Origin of the sequence: Burkholderia diffusa (assembly GCF_001718315.1) — a bacterium.
GTDB classification, from domain to species: domain Bacteria; phylum Pseudomonadota; class Gammaproteobacteria; order Burkholderiales; family Burkholderiaceae; genus Burkholderia; species Burkholderia diffusa_B.
In genome coordinates, this window is record NZ_CP013363.1 from 1,441,537 (window position 1) to 1,457,082 (window position 15,546).

Here is a 15,546-nt window from a genome sequence, read left to right on the forward strand (position 1 = left end):
ACGTCACGCGCGCTGGCGGCTGCCCGGCGTCGCCTCGACCGCCAGCCGGTCGAGTTCGCGCAGGTCGTTCTCCAGCGCGGGCGTGAGCGTCGTGCGCAGATGGTCGAGAAAGGTGCGGATCTTCGCGTCGAGATAGCGGCGCGTCGCATAGACGGCATACACGCTGACCGTCTGCAGCCGGTATTCGGGCAGCACGCGAATCAGCCGCCCTGCGCGAAGGTCGTCGAGCACGGTGTACAGCGCGACGCACGCGATGCCGCGCCCTGCCCGCACCGCGACGCACAACGCATCCGGCACGTTGACCTGGAACGGCGCCGGCTGCAGCTCGTACACCGTCTCCTCGTCGTCGCCGCGCTCGAGCCGCCACTCGCTGGCCGGCGATGCGGGCGTATCGAGGCGCAGGCACACGTGGTTCGGCAGGTCGTCGGGCGTCGTCGGCGTGCCGTGCCGCGCCAGGTATTCACGCGACGCGACGAGCACGCTGCAACTCGTTCCGCAAGTCTGAGCGACGTAGCCGGAATCGGGCAGCTGCGACGCGGTCACGATCGACACGTCGTAGCCTTCCTCGACGAGGTTCGGCATCCGCTGCGCGAGCGTCAGCTCGACCGACACGTCCGGGTTGTCTTCCTGGTAGCGCACGATCGACGATACGACATGGCTCTGCCCGAGCCCCGTCATCGCATGGATGCGCATCTTGCCGCTCGGTCGCAGCAGCGCGTTGCGCGCCTCGGCATTCGCGTAGTCGAATTCGGCGAGGATCGACTTCGCACGCTCGAAGTAGCGCTCGCCGCTTTCGGTTAGGCCGAGATGACGCGTCGTGCGATGCAGCAGCCGCGTCTGTACGTGCGCTTCGAGATTCGACACCGCGCGCGACACCTGCGCGGTGGTCGCATCGATTTCTTTGGCGACCGCGGTGAAACTGCCGGCTTCGACAACGCGCACGAACAGGCGCATGTTTTCGAGCATGTCCATTGAATTGGCTTGGGGAGTGTCGGTGGGGAAACGTCGGCGGCGCTCGCGTCAGACGAAAATTGGGGCGTGCGCCCGAACCACGCGCGAGCGATCACCATGCCGGGGAACGGGCGGGAGAGCGGGCATCGCGTGCGTGGTTGTGGCATATCGGGGGATTGAGTGGCCCGAATTGTACGCCGCCGCAGACAAATTTGCGCGATCGTGACGCCACCAACCTTTCATCTGATGAAAGGTTTTCGCAAGACGGACGCGTCGCGCGCGTGCAACGTATTGATGCAGCGCGACAATTTGTATCACAACGCGATATAATCTGCGCCTTCCTTGCGCTGCGTCATCCGCGTCGTCATTTTCATCGCTTATCGTCCATGTCGTCAGGCTCCTCCCCGTCGCGCCGAACGTTCCGCCAATGGCTGCACAGCTTCATTCCCCATCCGATGACGCTCGGCTGGCGCGAGCGCATGCGCTCGTGCATGGGCGCGCTCGTCGGCATCGCGACGGTCGGCGTCACGATGCGGCTGCTGCCCGGCGTGCCGGGCCTCGTGCCGCTGCTCGTCGCGCCGATGGGGGCATCGGCGGTGCTGCTGTTCGCGGTGCCCGCGAGTCCGCTCGCGCAGCCGTGGTCGATCATCGGCGGCAACCTGGTGGCGGCGACCGTTGGCGTCGCCTGCGCGCAGTCGATCGCCGATCCGATCACGGCCGCCGCGGTTGCGGTTGCCCTCGCGATCGGCGGCATGTTCGTACTGCGCTGCGTGCACCCGCCGTCGGGCGCGGTCGCGCTGACGGCCGTGCTCGGCGGCCCCGCGATCCACTCGCTCGGCTTCGGCTTCGTCGTCGAGCCGATCGCGCTGCAATCGGCGATCCTGCTGTCGGCCGCGCTCGCGTACCACGCGCTGACGGGCCACCGCTATCCGCACGGCGGCGTGCGTCCCGACGCGAAGCCGCAAGGCGGCAGCGCCGCGCCGGCACGTGGCGGCTTCACGCGCGCCGATCTCGACGCGGTGCTGAAGCGCCGCGGCGAATGGCTCGACGTCGATCCGGACGACCTCGAAATGCTCCTGCGCGAAACCGAGATGCAGGCGTATGCACGCACGTTCGGCCAGCTCACGTGCGCCGACCTGATGACGAAGAACGCGATCGAAGTCGCGCCGTCGACGTCGGTGACGGCGGCGCTGACGCTGCTCGACCGTCATCGCGTGAAGGCGCTGCCGGTCGTGGACGGCGACGATCGCCTGATCGGCATCGTCACGCGCGCCGACCTCACGCGCCAGCTGCACCGCCCGACCCCGCTGTGGCAGCGGCTGGCTGCGCGGCTGCCGCAGTCGTTCGGCGGCCAGCCGCCCAGCGTCGCCACCGTCATGACCCGCGACGTCGCGTCCGTGCCGCAGACCATGCCGATTACCGCGCTGGTGCCGCTGTTTACGCATTCGGGCCACCACCACATCCCGGTCGTCGACGCATCGCGCCGGCTCGTCGGCATCATCACGCAGACGGATCTCGTCACGGGCCTGTACCAGCAGACGCGGATGCTCGAGGCCGCTTAACGCCGACAAACCGAAAAATTCAGGCTTTTCCGCTGAAAATCGAGCAAATATATCACATTATGATATATTTGCCGTTACCGAAACTGCTGCCCGACCGACCGCAATGACCGATACACGACGCGCGCTGACCAAAAGTGATTTCCAGCAACTATCCGAGTTCCGCTACCAGATGCGCCGCTTCGAGCGCTTCTCGGAGCGCGCCGCGCAAAGCGAAGGCGTGACGCCGCTGCAATATCTGCTGCTGCTGCATATCAAAGGCTACCCGCATCGCGAATGGGCCACCGTCGGGGAACTCGCCGAACGCCTGCAGGCGCAGCATCACGGCGTCGTCGCGCTGGTGACGCGCTGCGAGGCGCTCGGGCTCGTGAAGCGCAAGACGAGCGAGGCGGACCGACGGCAGGTCGAGGTCCACCTCGAGGAAGCCGGCGAGACGCTGCTCGCCCGCCTCGCGGCCATGCACCGCGCGGAACTGAAATCGCTCAAGGGCACGTTCCAGGTTCCGCAGATCGATTACTGACCCAGGCATTACCGACCTTTCCCTACTCCGATGAACGCACCACACAAACGCGATTTCTCGACCAACGAACGCTTGCCCAGGATCGCATTGCTGGCTGCCGGAATCGGCGTGCTCAGCACGCTGGCGGCGTTCGTGCTGTTGAGCCTGATCCACCTGTTCACGAATCTGTTCTTCTTCCAGCAGTTCTCGTTCGCCGACCATTCGCCCGCCCTCAACACGCTCGGCGCGGGGGTGATCGTCGTGCCGGTGATCGGCGGGCTGATCGTCGGGCTGATGGCCCGCTTCGGTTCGGAAAAGATCCGCGGGCACGGCATTCCGGAAGCGATCGAGGCGATCCTGTTCGGCAAGAGCCGCATGTCGCCGAAGGTTGCGATCCTCAAGCCGCTGTCGTCCGGCGTCGTGATCGGCAGCGGCGGCCCGTTCGGCGCCGAAGGCCCGATCATCATGACGGGCGGCGCGCTCGGGTCGCTGATCGCGCAATGCGTGCACGTAACCGCGGCCGAGCGCAAGACGCTGCTCGTCGCGGGCGCGGCCGCCGGCATGACCGCCGTGTTCGGCACGCCGGTCGCCGCCGTGCTGCTCGCGGTCGAGCTGCTGCTGTTCGAATGGCGTCCGCGCAGTTTCCTGCCGGTCGCGCTCGCATGCGCGGTGGCCGGTTTCGCCCGCGCCGTGTTCTTTGGTGCCGGCCCGCTGTTTCCGCTGACCACCGCGTCGCCGACGCCCGTCGCGCTGCTGTCGTGCATCGTCGCGGGCCTGCTGTCGGGCGTGCTCGCGTGCGGCCTGTCGGCCGCGCTGTACCGCGTCGAGGACGCCTTCGCAAAGCTGCCGGTGCACTGGATGTGGTGGCCGGCGCTCGGCGCGATCGTGATCGGCATCGGCGGCTGGCTCGAGCCGCGCGCGCTCGGCGTCGGCTACGACGTGATCGGCGACCTGCTGCACCAGCACATCGCGCTGAAGATCGCGCTCGCACTGCTGATCGTGAAGGCCGTGATGTGGGTGATCGCGCTCGGCTCCGGCACGTCGGGAGGCGTGCTGGCCCCGCTGCTCATGCTCGGCGCCGGCCTCGGCACCGTGCTGTCGCCGGTGCTGCCCGGCGGCGATCCGGCGCTGTGGCCGCTCGTGTGCATGGCCGCGACGCTCGGCGCCACGCTCGGCGCGCCGCTGACCGCGATCGTGTTCGCGTTCGGCCTCACGCACGACGCGAACGCGCTGCTGCCGCTGCTCGCGGCGACGCTCGTCGCGCACGGCCTCGCAACCGTCGTGATGAAGCGTTCGATCATGACGGAAAAGATCGCACGCCGCGGGTATCACATCTACCGCGAATACGGCGTCGATCCGCTCGAACGGCATGACGTGGCCGAAGTGATGACCTCGGCCGACGCGCTTGTCGCGATCGACGGCGCCACAACGCTCGACGCCGTCGAGTCGCAGTACTTCGGCGTGAAGCAGACGCACCGTGCATACCCGGTCGTGCAGAACGGGCGCCTGCTCGGTGTCGTCGATCGGGCAATGCTCGACACGCAGCGCGCACAGGCCGGCCCCGGCGCCGTGCTCGCGAGCGCGTTCGCCGATCGTGCGCCGGCCGTCGCGCAGGCGCACGAAACGTGCCGCGTGGTTGCATCGCGCCTTGCGATGCTGGGCCTTGAACGCCTGCCCGTCGTCGACAATCCGCAATCGCTGCGCCTCGTCGGCATCGTGTCGCGCAGCGACTTGATCAAGCCCGCGCTTCAGCACTTCGACGACGAACAGAAGCGCGAACGCTTCCGCCCGGTCGTACCCGTCAACCTGCGCGACGCGAGTGTGCGCAAGGCCGGCTGACCCATACCGCGTGTACGGCGCGGCGGCCGCGCACCACGTTCTCCCTCGCATCGCTCGAGATCGCGAAACGGCGCGCACCACGCGCGCCGCCGCTCGCTTTGCTTCGCGTCCGGCGTTTTAACTTCGTTGACAATTGATCGGACGAAAGTTTGTCATCATGGTGCTCATGCGACGGGGCCACCGTTCAGCCATTCCACTCGTCATCCAATAAAGAAGCGTCGCGGCGCGACCTGCCGACACATGCAGGCCGTCGCGGCCATCAATCCGCCACACCTCGGGGCAGCGAGCCGACCTCACGACGCATGACGTCGCCACCGCGTCTCCATACGGACGTGCACGACGCATGCCGCCGCGCGACAGAACGCACAGCATCCGGATTGCCGTTTGGCAAGCGCGTTAACAACTTGTTTCGGAATCGCCGGAACCGCATTTGTCCGATGCAATCTCACAGGCACGCAGTTCTGCTGCGCATCCCACTCAATCAATCACGACTCGAGGGAGATAAAACGTGAACGTGAAATACTTACCGCTCATCGCATTGACCGTGGCAATTTCTGCTCACGCGGCCGATCCGGCCGTGCAGAATGTGGGACAAAGCCAGAAGGCCGCCCCGGACGTCTCGGCGTGCATCGCCAAGACCTGGGCCGACAAGTCGCAGCAACAGGTGATCTCGCAGAACGTTCTCGCCAACGGCCTCGCGACCGATGTGTACGCGCCGGGCCAGCAACCGCCGAACGGCGCGGCCGCGATGGTTCGTCCGTCGTGGAAGCCGGGCGCAAAGACGTGGGTCGGCGTGCGTGGCGACGCGGCTGCCGCCGGCGACATCAGCGCCTGCCTGTAAGCACCGCGCGGGACGGCATCGCGCCGTTCGCATGCGACAAGCCCCGCTTCGGCGGGGCTTGTCGTTTCAGCGCACTGCCGCGCGCATGCGCCGCAGCCGGTGCTTGCGCGCTTACAGGTAGCTGCAGACGTAGTCGAGCGTCTCGAGCACTTCGATGTCGAAGCGGCTCTTGCCCGGGACCGAGAACGATTCGCCTGCGCCGTAGGTTTGCCATTCGCTGCTGCCGTCGAGCTTCACGCGGCACTTGCCGGCCTGCACTTCCATCAATTCGGGCGCGTCCGTGCCGAAGTTGAGCGCGCACGGCAGGATCACGCCGAGCGTCTTGCGCGTGCCGTCCGGGAAGAGCACGGTATGCGACACGCACTTGCCGTCGAAATAGACGTTCGCGCGCTTGACGACCGATACGTTGTCGAATTGGGTTGCACTGGTCATGTGATGCCTCTGATTGCTGGATGCCGGATGGCGTGTTGTCGGAAGCCGGCCGGGGCGGCAGGCCGGCCGCTATGATACCGGCTCGCGGCGGGCGTGCCGCGAGCGAGGCTGGCCGAAGGCGTGCGATCGATAGTCAGGAGCACTACCCGATGCGTTGCATGGCCCGCACGGAACAGCTCACCCGAGCCCCTTGCGTCGCGCGGAATCGCGCAGACAGTCGAGCAGCATTGCCGCGGCCGGCGTGAGCGGGCTATCGCGACGCGTGACGACCTGCACGGACACGCCCGGCAGCCGCTCGCGGATCGGCAGCACCGCGAGCTGGTCGCGCGCCCACTCGCCCTGCAGCAGTTGTTCGGGCATCGACGCGATCAGGTCACAGCCCGTCATCAGGCTGTGCGCGAGGCCGAAGCTCGGGCATTCGACGACCCGCTGCGGCACCGGCAGCCCGTATGCGATGAACAAATTGAACAGCACCTGCGTCGAGCTTTCCGGCGACGGATTCATCAGCCAGTCGGCCTCGACGAGATCGGCGAGCGACGTCGCCGACGCGAGCGGATGCCCCTTGCGCGCGACGATCAACGAGCGGCTCGCATAGAGTTCCGCGTGATCGAACTCGGCCGCCAGCAGTTCGGGCACGACGACGGCCACCGCGAAATCGAGCGAGCCGTCGTGCAGCCGCGGCAGCGCGACGCCTGGAAACCCTTCGATCAGATTGACGCGCGCCATCGGAAAGCGCCGCCGGAACGCGCGAAACGCGTCGGGCAGGATCGTCACCGCGGCGGCCGGCGTGATCGCCGCCGCGACCGAGCCCGTCATCGCGCCCTGCGCCTGCTCGATGTCGTCACGCGCACGCTGCATCTCGGCGACGATCAATCGCGCGCGCACCTGCAGCTGCTGGCCGAACGCGGTGAGCTGCACGCCGCGTGCGGTGCGCACGACGAGCGATACCCCGAGCGCGATCTCCAGTTCCTTGACCGCCTTCGTCAACGCCGCCGGCGACACGTTCAAGCGCCGGGCGGCCGCGCGGATGCTCCCTTCGTCCGCGACGGTGACGAACGCTTTCAGCTGATGGTATTTCATGGCGGCATGCGTGATTCGTGGAAAACCCGTGCTCCGCCACGCGCATTGACTCAGGGTATTCCCGAGCGGCAACCAATGGTGTGCACCAAAGCAATTTAGCAGCTTCTGGTACGCAAAAGAAATTTATATGCTTGCTCGTCATATGCGCGTCAAACGCCCCACTGCCCCACAGGAGACACCATGCTGCAAGCCGTGAACCCCGTCATCCCAGGTATCGCCGAGATCGCTCCCGACCTGATCGAGGTGCGCCGCCGCATTCATGCGCACCCGGAGCTCGCATTCGAGGAAACGCTGACCAGCGACCTCGTCGCCGAGTTGCTGACCGGCTGGGGCTACGACGTGCATCGCGGGATCGGCAAGACGGGCCTCGTCGGCGTGATGCGCGAAGGGCAAGGCACGCGAACGATCGGGTTGCGCGCCGACATGGACGCGCTGCCGCTCGCGGAAGAAACGGGCTTGCCGTATGCGAGCCGCCACGCCAACAAGATGCATGCGTGCGGCCACGACGGCCACACCGCGATGCTGCTCTGCGCGGCGCGGCATCTCGCCGCGACGCGCCGGTTCTCCGGCACGCTGAACCTGATCTTCCAGCCCGCCGAGGAAAATTTCGGCGGTGCGAAGGCGATGATGGACGACGGCCTGTTCGACCGCTTCCCGTGCGATGCGATCTTCGCGATCCACAACATGCCGGGTCGCGCCGCCGGCGACATGGCGTTCCGCACCGGCGCCGCGATGGCGTCGGCCGACCGCGTGACGATCACGCTGCGCGGCGTCGGCGGGCACGGCGCGCTGCCGCACTTCGCGCGCGATCCGATGTCGGCCGCGGGCAGCATCATGGTCGCGTTGCAGACGATCGTCGCGCGCGAGGTCGATGCGCAGCATGCGGCCGTGATCACGGTCGGCAGCGTGCAGGCCGGCGAGACCTTCAACATCATCCCGGAAACCGTCGTGATGAAGCTGTCGGTGCGCGCGCTGAACGCCGACGTGCGTGCGTTGCTCGCGCGCCGCATCGAAGCACTCGCGAAGGGCCAGGCGGAAAGCTTCGGCGTCACCGCGGAAGTGGATTACGCCTACGGTTATCCGGTGCTCGTCAACCATCCCGAACCCACCGCGTTCGCGGCCGATATCGCCCGCCAGATGCTCGGCGCCGATCGTGTCGAAACGGAGTCCGCGCCGCTGATGGGCAGCGAGGACTTCGCGTTCATGCTCGAAGCGCGCCCCGGCTGCTATGCGTTCATCGGCAACGGGATCGGCAGCAAGGGCGGCTGCATGGTGCACAACCCCGGCTACGACTTCAACGACGACATCCTCGCGATCGGCGCGAGCTACTGGGTTCGCATCGCCGAAGCCTGGCTCGCCGCCTGACGGCCTTTCATCACGCAGTTCCGCGCTCAAGCAAGGGAACCCCATGGAAACGTCTGCCCTTTCGTTCGCCGGCTCACCGGCCGATGCCCGCGCCGCCGCGAAAAAACGCCGCCTGATCGCGGCCGCCGCGGTCGGCAACGCGCTCGAGTTCTACGACTTCACGGTCTACAGTTTCTTCGCGATCCTGATCGGCAAGCTGTTCTTCCCGGTGCACTCGTCGTTCGGCCAGCTGATGCTCGCGGTTGCAAGCTTCGGCGTCGGCTTCGTCACACGCCCGCTCGGCGGGCTCGTGATCGGCATGTATGCCGACCGCGCCGGCCGCAAGAAGGCGATGATCCTGACGCTCTTGCTGATGGCGCTCGGCACAGCGATGATCGCGGTCGCGCCGACCTTCGCACAGATCGGCATCGCCGCGCCGCTGCTGCTCGTGCTCGCGCGCCTGCTGCAGGGGTTCGCATCGGGCGGCGAAGTCGGCGCGTCGACGACGCTGCTGCTCGAACAGGCGCCGCAGCACCGCCGCGGCTTCTACGCATCGTTCCAGTTCTCGAGCCAGGGGCTCGCCGCGCTTGCCGGGGCGCTCACCGGCGTCGCGCTGACGTCGACGCTCAATGCCGCGCAGCTCGAAAGCTGGGGTTGGCGCGTGCCGTTCATCATCGGCACGCTGTTCGTGCCGCTCGGTTACTGGCTGCGCCGCACCGTCGAGGAAGTGCCGAGCGCCACGCCGGCCGCCGAGCACGCCGAGCCGGTCGCGTCGCTGCCGCTCGCCGACGTGCTGCGCCACCACGGCAAGGCCGTGTTCGCGGGCCTCGGCGTAACGATCGGCGGCACTTCGATCCACTACATCATCGTGTTCTACATGGCGATCTACGGCGTGCAGGTGCTGCACCTGCCGACCTGGCTGTCGATGACGGCCGGCTGCGTCGCGGGCGCGATCCTGATGCTCGTGACGCCGATCGGCGGTCACCTGTCCGACGTCTACGGGCGCAACCGGATCGTCTGGTGGACGCGCATCGTGCTGATGGCCGCGATCTATCCCGCGTTCATCGCGCTGAACCGATGGCCCGGCGCCGCGTCGCTGCTGTCGATCATCGCCGTGCTGTCGGTCGTGCATGCGATCAACATCGGCGCGACCGGTGCGATGCTCGGCGAGCTGTTCCCGCGTGCGGTGCGGGCGACCGGCGGCGCGCTCGTCTACAGCGTCGGCGTCGCGATCTTCGGCGGCTTCGCGCAGTTCTTCGTGACCTGGCTGATCGCGGCGACCGGCAATCCGAATGCGCCCGCGTGGTACGCGATCGGCTGCGGCGTGTTGACACTGCTTGCCATTCGTTGCATGGACGAGAAAGCCGGCAAGGCACTCGATTGACTGACGGGTGACGCGCGGCACGTAGGCGGCCGCAACATCGTCGATCCACTGACCCCGCCGGTTTCGGCGGGGTCTTTCCTTTTGCGTGATCGATACCGCTTACATGGCCTACAGCGCCGGAGGTCCGTCCGTCGCCGTAAACGCGACAAGGCACGGGCCATCCTCACCCGTGCCTTGCGTTCGCGACGCCCCGCTCAGAACGTATGCATCATCCCCACATATGCACCCGTCTGCGACTCGCCGGTCATCGGGCTCGTACCCGACGTCGCGTCGCGCGGCGACGCGAGCAGCGAGAAGTTCGAGTTGCCGCCGTTGCGCACATACGCGACCGTCCCGTACAGGAATGTGCGCTTCGACAGGTTGTACGTGGTTCCAAGCACGTACATGATCGCGTGCCCCGACGGATCGTGCGATGCATCGCCGCCGCCGTCGCCGACCTTCACGTAGTACCCGCCGCCCGTCACGGCCCACTGCGGCGTGGCCGTGTAGGTCGCGCCGAGCCAGTAGTGATCGGCGCGATCGGCGACGCCCGCCGGGCTGTCCGGCGCCTGGTAGTGCGTATAGGCGCCCTGGATCTTGAACTTCGACACCTTCACGTTCGCGCCGACGAAATACTCACGCGACGCGGTGAAGATGTTGCTGAACTTGCCGTTGTTGTCGCGCAGCTCGTCGTAGATGCCGCGCACGTCGAGCACCGGCGAGTGGTACGAGATCATGATCCCGTCCGAGCGGCCGAAGTCGTCGGCGGCGCCGTAGTTGAAGCCGCGCGACTGATTGCCGAACGCATATTGCGCCTGCACGTCGAAACCGCCGATCACCGGGCTGTGATATTCGATGTTGTTGCTGCTTTGCTGCCAGTTGCGGCCGCGCACGAGCGATGCGGACGAAAACGCCTGCTGCACGAACGGATCGAATTCCCACACGCCATCGCTGTCGATGAACAGGTTGCGACCAGCCTGCAATTGGCCCCACGTGTCGCTCTTCAACCCGACATACGCGCGGCGCGACCACATGCGTCCGCCGCCCGTCGTGCCATTCATCACCTGGAACGCGGTTTCCAGGTTGAAGACCGTCGACATCCCGCCGCCGAGATCCTCGACACCCTTCAGGCCGAACATGCTGGTGCCCCAGTCGCCGCCTTCCGCGCTCCAGCGCGTCGAGCTGCCGTTGGGTGTCGCGATGTGGTTCAGGTATTCGACGCCGCCGTCGATACGGCCGTACAGCGTCACGCTTGTCTGTGCGAACGCGGCCGCCGGCGTGGCGGCCGCGATCAGCCATGCGAAATGTTTGAGTCGCAAAATGATGCCCCCTCGGAGTCTCGACCGTCCGACACGCGCCCCATGCGCGAGCCGGCGGTCCGTTCACCCGCGATCGATCGAAAAACGCCCTGGACCCGCCGCGCAAAGCGCGAACAGGCCGCCCGAGATCGCGATGTTCTTGTAGAAATGAATCATGTTGTCGATCTGCTCGCCGCCCGACATCGTCCAGTAGTGGTGGCCGATGAAGCCGGTGCCGATCGTATACAGCGCAAGCAGCAGCGCGAGCGGCCGCGTCTGGAAACCGACGAGGATCGCGATGCCGGCGAACAGCTCCATCACGACGGAGATCGCCGCCGAAACGATCGGCGCGGGCGCGCCCTCGCTTCCCATGAACGCGATCGTACCGGAGAAGTCGGTGATCTTCTTCCAGCCGAACATCACGAACAGGATCACGAGCAGGATTCGGGACAGCAGCAGCAGCACATCGCGCTGGGACGCGAGAAACGGTTGATTCGGTGTCATGGTGTGATCAACGAAAGCGGTGCGCGAACCAAGCGCACCGGATTGCCTGTGAACCGGGACGGGTGACTGCCGGCCGCCCGCCCCGCTCTGCAACAACCGGCATCGGGGCCCGCCCGATGTGCTGTGCTCCTCCTCTTGTCAGTGTTGCCCTGCTTCGTGCCGCGTCGCGCGGCGTCAACGCGCCTTCGCGACGTCCTGCTCGGTCACTTTCGCGGCCGGATTGCCGAACTGGCCGGTCAGGTAGTTCGCCAGCGCGGCGATCTGCGCATCCGACAGCTCGTTGCGGAACGCGGGCATGCCGACGTCCTCGCTGCCGGCCTTGCGCTGCACGCCATTCAGGATTACCTGCACCAGGTTCGCCGGATTCGACGCACCCACCGTCGAGTTGTGGAACAGCGACGGGTAATAGCCGTCCGGCGTGCCCTTGCCCTGCATCTGGTGACACGTCGCGCAGTTGCCGAGATACAGCCGCGCCGGATCGATGCCCGACGATGCGAGCGCCACGCCGCGCAGCCTCAGGCCGTCTTCCGCCGGCTTGCCCCACGACGAGCGCGACTGCTTCGCGTCGCCGCTGGCGACGGCCGGCACCGTGCGGATATACGTCGCGATCGCGCCGATGTCGGCGTCGGTCATCTTCGAGAAGCTGTGCTCGACCGCCTCGGCCATCGGGCCGGCCGCCTGCGCGACACCCGGCACGCTGCCGGTACGCAGATACTGGACGAGTTGCTGCTGCGTCCAGCCGCCGATCCCCGCGTTCGGGTCGGACGTGATGTTGTAGCCGTCCCAGCCTGCGAGGACCGAACCCGACAGGAAGCTGCCGCCCGTCTCGTCGAGCGACTTCTCCTGCATCGCGATGCCGCGCGGCGTGTGGCACGTGCTGCAGTGCGCGAGGCCCTGCACCAGATACGCGCCGCGGTTCCACTCGGCGCTCTGCGCCGGTTTCGGCTGGTACACGCCGTCCTTCAGGAACAGCCAGTTCCAGATCTTCAGCGGCCAGCGCATGCTCAGCAGCGCGGGAATCTCGTTCTTCGGCGGCGTCTGCCTGACCGGCTCGACACCGTGCATGAAGTACGCGTACAACGCCTGAACGTCGTCGTCGTTGATCTTCGCGTACGACACGTACGGCATTGCCGGATACAGGTTGTCGCCGTTCTTCGAGACGCCATGACGCACCGCGCGCTCGAAGTCGTCGAAGGTCCAGTTGCCGATGCCGGTGTCTGGATCGGGCGTGATGTTGCTCGTATAGATCTTGCCGAGCATCGGCACCGGCATCCCGAGGCCGCCGGCGAACGGCTTGCCGCCTTTCGCGGTGTGGCAGGCCATGCAGTCGCCGGCGACCGCGAGATATTCGCCGCGCTTGATCTGCGCGGGATCGGCCGAGTCGGCCGCGCGCACGAGGCCCGGCAACGCGAGGCAGCCGGCGAGGAGGAAGGTGAGAGTAGATTTCCGCACGGTCAGACTTCCTTCTTCAGCGTGTCCGACATCCGCAGCGCCAGCGCCGCGATCGTCAGCGTCACGTTCACCGTACCGACGGTCGGCATCGTCGAGCTGCTCGAGATGAACAGGTTCGGATGGTCGAACGTGCGGCAGTCCTTGTCGACGACCGAGTCGCGCGCATCCGCGCCCATGATCGTCGAGCCCGTGATGTGGTTGTTCGGCGCGAACTCGTCGTTGAATACCACGTCCGTGCCGCCGAGCACCTGCGCGGCGGTCGCATAGACCTCGCGCGTATGCACGGCGCCGCGCTTCACGTAGTCGTCGATCGCGTACGTGATTTCCGGGCGCGGAATGCCGATCGCGTCGGTCGCCGTCTTGCTCGGCACGATGCGGTTCTCCGGCTGCGGCAGGATTTCGTGGAAGCAGTCGAACTGCACGTAGCGGGCCGAACGATCGCGGATCTGTGCGTCGAGCTCTTCCGGCTTCATCAGCTTGCCGGCCTTGAAGATCTTCTGCGTCTCCTGGTTGATGCGCGACATGTTCGACAGGTGGATCTTCTTCGCGGCTTCGGTCGCGCGGAACGGGCCGTCGCGGAAACCGATCAGCGACGTCATTTCCTGCGGGCCGCGGCCCGGCCACAGCTTCTCGCTCGCGTAGAACGACACGCCCGTGCCCGGGTGGTCCATCAGGTTGCGCCCGACCATGTCGGAGCTGTTCGCGACGCCGTTCGGGAAATCGCGGTTCGCCGACATCAGCAGGATCTTCGGCGTCTCGATGCCGTTCGCGGCCACCACGAAGCACTTGCCCTCGACGCGATGATCGGCGCCCGTCTTGTCCTTGTAGATCGCGGCGACGATGCGCTTGTCCGGGCCCGTCTCGAGCTTGTAGACGACTGCGCTGTCGATCAGCTTCGCGCCGGCCTGCTCGGCCTTCTCGACGTGCACGATGCCGTTGTACATCGCGCCGATCGGGCAGATCGGCATGCAATTGTTGTTCCCGCAACAGGTTGGCCGGCCGTCGTACGGACGGCTGTTGCGCGCGACCGGCTCGGTCACCACGTGGAACTTCGGGTCATGGCCGTTGAGCGCGCTCTTGATGGTCTGCTCGTTGAACGACAACGGCAGCGGCGGCATCGGATACGCCTGTTTGCGCGGCGAGTAAAGGTCTTCCTCGGGGCCGGGGCCCCACACGCCGAGCTCTTCCTCCGCGCGCTGATAGTAATGCTCGAGGTCGTCGTACTGGATCGGCCAGTCGCGGCCGACGCCGTACACGGTCTTCATCTTGAAGTCGTTCGGGATGAAGCGCCACGCCGACGCGGCCCAGTGCCACGTCGTGCCGCCCACCGCGCGGATGTATTGCGAGTTGAACTTGTGCTCGCCCTTCAGGATCAGGTAGTCGTTCGGCGGGCCGTATTCCGGATGCGGCGCCCACGGGCTCGACGGGTACGGCGCCATGAAGTCCGTCTTGTCGGGCTGGTTGCGGAAGCGCTCGACGATTTCCCAGCGCGGCATGCGCGGGCCTGCCTCGAGCAGGATCACCGACTTGCCGGCCATCGCGAGCTGGTGCGCGACGATCGCGCCTGCGACACCGGACCCGACGACCACGACATCGGCTTTTTGCGTATCGGTATCGGCCATCAGGCTTGCCTCTCGATCGGTTTTTCGGCCCAGAAGCCGGGTTTGTTGGGGCAATACGAAGGAATCACGAGCGTATCGGACACGACGCTGAACATTAATGCTTCCTCGTACGTAATCACGACGTTGTCGACGATACCGAGATACCACGCTTCGAGAATCGACAGCGCGGAGGCCTGCTGATCGGGATTCAATGAGCCCGACGCGAGCGCGCCGGCGAGTTGCGACAGGCCGTCGGCAGTCTTGAACGAGCCTTTCTGCAACGCCTGCAAGAAGCGGTCGCCGAGCACGCGGCTCAGCCCTTTCTTGCCTGTCAGTGCTTCGGAGAGCGTCATGAACGTATCGAGCGGCGCGGAGCCGGGGTTATCGGCCAGGGCCCGCAACGCCAGCGAGCCCGTGAGGCTTGCCGCCGTCAGCGCCAGTGCGCCCTGCAGCCATTGACGCCGCGTGATGCCGGATGCGGCTGCGTCGCGATCGCGACGCGAGTGGGGGGTGTTGTCGTTGTGCATGTTTCCTTCTCTCGAACACCGGATTCGGGAAAACCACGCTTGATATTTCTCAAACTTTCGCGCGGCCCTGAAATGTACGCGCACAATTCGGATTGGACAATGCTTTTATAGTCCATTAAATGTTCCGCAATCCGAGACAATCGACATTTCGCTGCATTTTTGTGTCGTCGACGCGACAATTCTGCGTCGGGATGCCCTCGTGTCGCAAAACCGTCTCCCGTCATCCGCTCATATGCGCGTCGGTTAGAATCGCGTG

Annotated in this window: 14 protein-coding genes; 6 read left to right on the forward strand and 8 right to left on the reverse strand. The window is 66.3% G+C overall.

Features of this window, described 5'->3' with window-relative positions; translation table 11 throughout:
- Nucleotides 1–3 precede the first annotated feature (3 nt).
- Entirely contained in the window at nt 4–972 is a 969-nt protein-coding gene (locus WI26_RS21735) for a LysR family transcriptional regulator (RefSeq protein ID WP_069227160.1), read from the reverse strand.
- Nucleotides 973–1,337: 365 nt separating this feature from the next.
- Between WI26_RS21735 and WI26_RS21740 the strand changes: the two genes are divergently transcribed.
- The 4 genes from WI26_RS21740 (at nt 1,338) to WI26_RS21755 (ending at nt 5,689) form a co-directional block, all read left to right on the forward strand.
- Nucleotides 1,338–2,513 (forward strand): HPP family protein, encoded by a 1,176-nt coding sequence (locus WI26_RS21740; RefSeq protein ID WP_059464705.1) that lies wholly within the window; start codon nt 1,338–1,340, stop codon nt 2,511–2,513.
- A gap of 103 nt (nt 2,514–2,616) precedes the next feature.
- Nucleotides 2,617–3,030 (forward strand): MarR family winged helix-turn-helix transcriptional regulator, encoded by a 414-nt coding sequence (locus WI26_RS21745; RefSeq protein WP_059464704.1) that lies wholly within the window; start codon nt 2,617–2,619, stop codon nt 3,028–3,030.
- A gap of 30 nt (nt 3,031–3,060) precedes the next feature.
- Nucleotides 3,061–4,848 carry a chloride channel protein gene (locus WI26_RS21750; protein WP_069227161.1) on the forward strand — a complete coding sequence of 596 codons (1,788 nt, stop codon included), beginning with the start codon at nt 3,061–3,063 and terminating at the stop codon, nt 4,846–4,848.
- A 508-nt stretch (nt 4,849–5,356) separates the two neighbouring features.
- Nucleotides 5,357–5,689 carry a hypothetical protein gene (locus WI26_RS21755; RefSeq protein ID WP_196480753.1) on the forward strand — a complete coding sequence of 111 codons (333 nt, stop codon included), beginning with the start codon at nt 5,357–5,359 and terminating at the stop codon, nt 5,687–5,689.
- Between the two features lie 111 nt (nt 5,690–5,800).
- Here the strand turns inward: WI26_RS21755 and WI26_RS21760 are convergent, their stop codons facing one another.
- Together WI26_RS21760 and WI26_RS21765 are read right to left on the reverse strand one after the other, a co-directional pair.
- Nucleotides 5,801–6,121 carry a pyrimidine/purine nucleoside phosphorylase gene (locus WI26_RS21760; RefSeq protein ID WP_006478890.1) on the reverse strand — a complete coding sequence of 107 codons (321 nt, stop codon included), beginning with the start codon at nt 6,119–6,121 and terminating at the stop codon, nt 5,801–5,803.
- 177 nt (nt 6,122–6,298) lie between these two features.
- A complete protein-coding gene (locus WI26_RS21765) occupies nt 6,299–7,201 on the reverse strand; it encodes a LysR substrate-binding domain-containing protein (RefSeq protein WP_059464702.1) in 903 nt (300 codons plus the stop codon).
- A 180-nt stretch (nt 7,202–7,381) separates the two neighbouring features.
- Here WI26_RS21765 and WI26_RS21770 point away from each other — a divergent pair, with 180 nt between their 5' ends.
- Both WI26_RS21770 and WI26_RS21775 read left to right on the forward strand, forming a co-directional pair.
- The gene (locus WI26_RS21770) at nt 7,382–8,566 is read left to right on the forward strand and encodes a M20 aminoacylase family protein (RefSeq protein WP_059539734.1); all 1,185 of its coding nucleotides are present in this window, start codon (nt 7,382–7,384) and stop codon (nt 8,564–8,566) included.
- Between the two features lie 43 nt (nt 8,567–8,609).
- The gene (locus tag WI26_RS21775) at nt 8,610–9,929 is read left to right on the forward strand and encodes an MFS transporter (RefSeq protein WP_069227162.1); all 1,320 of its coding nucleotides are present in this window, start codon (nt 8,610–8,612) and stop codon (nt 9,927–9,929) included.
- Nucleotides 9,930–10,123: 194 nt separating this feature from the next.
- Here the strand turns inward: WI26_RS21775 and WI26_RS21780 are convergent, their stop codons facing one another.
- The 5 genes from WI26_RS21780 to WI26_RS21800 all read right to left on the reverse strand — a co-directional run bounded on the left by WI26_RS21780 (nt 10,124) and on the right by WI26_RS21800 (nt 15,290).
- Nucleotides 10,124–11,227 carry a porin gene (locus WI26_RS21780; protein ID WP_059507570.1) on the reverse strand — a complete coding sequence of 368 codons (1,104 nt, stop codon included), beginning with the start codon at nt 11,225–11,227 and terminating at the stop codon, nt 10,124–10,126.
- 63 nt (nt 11,228–11,290) lie between these two features.
- Complete coding sequence (locus WI26_RS21785; protein ID WP_069227163.1) at nt 11,291–11,710, reverse strand: DoxX family protein; 420 nt, start codon at nt 11,708–11,710, stop codon at nt 11,291–11,293.
- A gap of 174 nt (nt 11,711–11,884) precedes the next feature.
- The gene (locus WI26_RS21790) at nt 11,885–13,162 is read right to left on the reverse strand and encodes a cytochrome c (RefSeq protein WP_069227164.1); all 1,278 of its coding nucleotides are present in this window, start codon (nt 13,160–13,162) and stop codon (nt 11,885–11,887) included.
- Between the two features lie 2 nt (nt 13,163–13,164).
- Complete coding sequence (locus tag WI26_RS21795; protein WP_069227165.1) at nt 13,165–14,784, reverse strand: GMC family oxidoreductase; 1,620 nt, start codon at nt 14,782–14,784, stop codon at nt 13,165–13,167.
- Nucleotides 14,784–15,290, reverse strand: coding sequence for a sugar dehydrogenase complex small subunit (locus WI26_RS21800; RefSeq protein ID WP_059464695.1), 507 nt, complete (start codon nt 15,288–15,290; stop codon nt 14,784–14,786). The genes WI26_RS21795 and WI26_RS21800 overlap by 1 nt, the downstream gene beginning before the upstream one ends.
- Between the last annotated feature and the right edge of the window lie 256 nt (nt 15,291–15,546).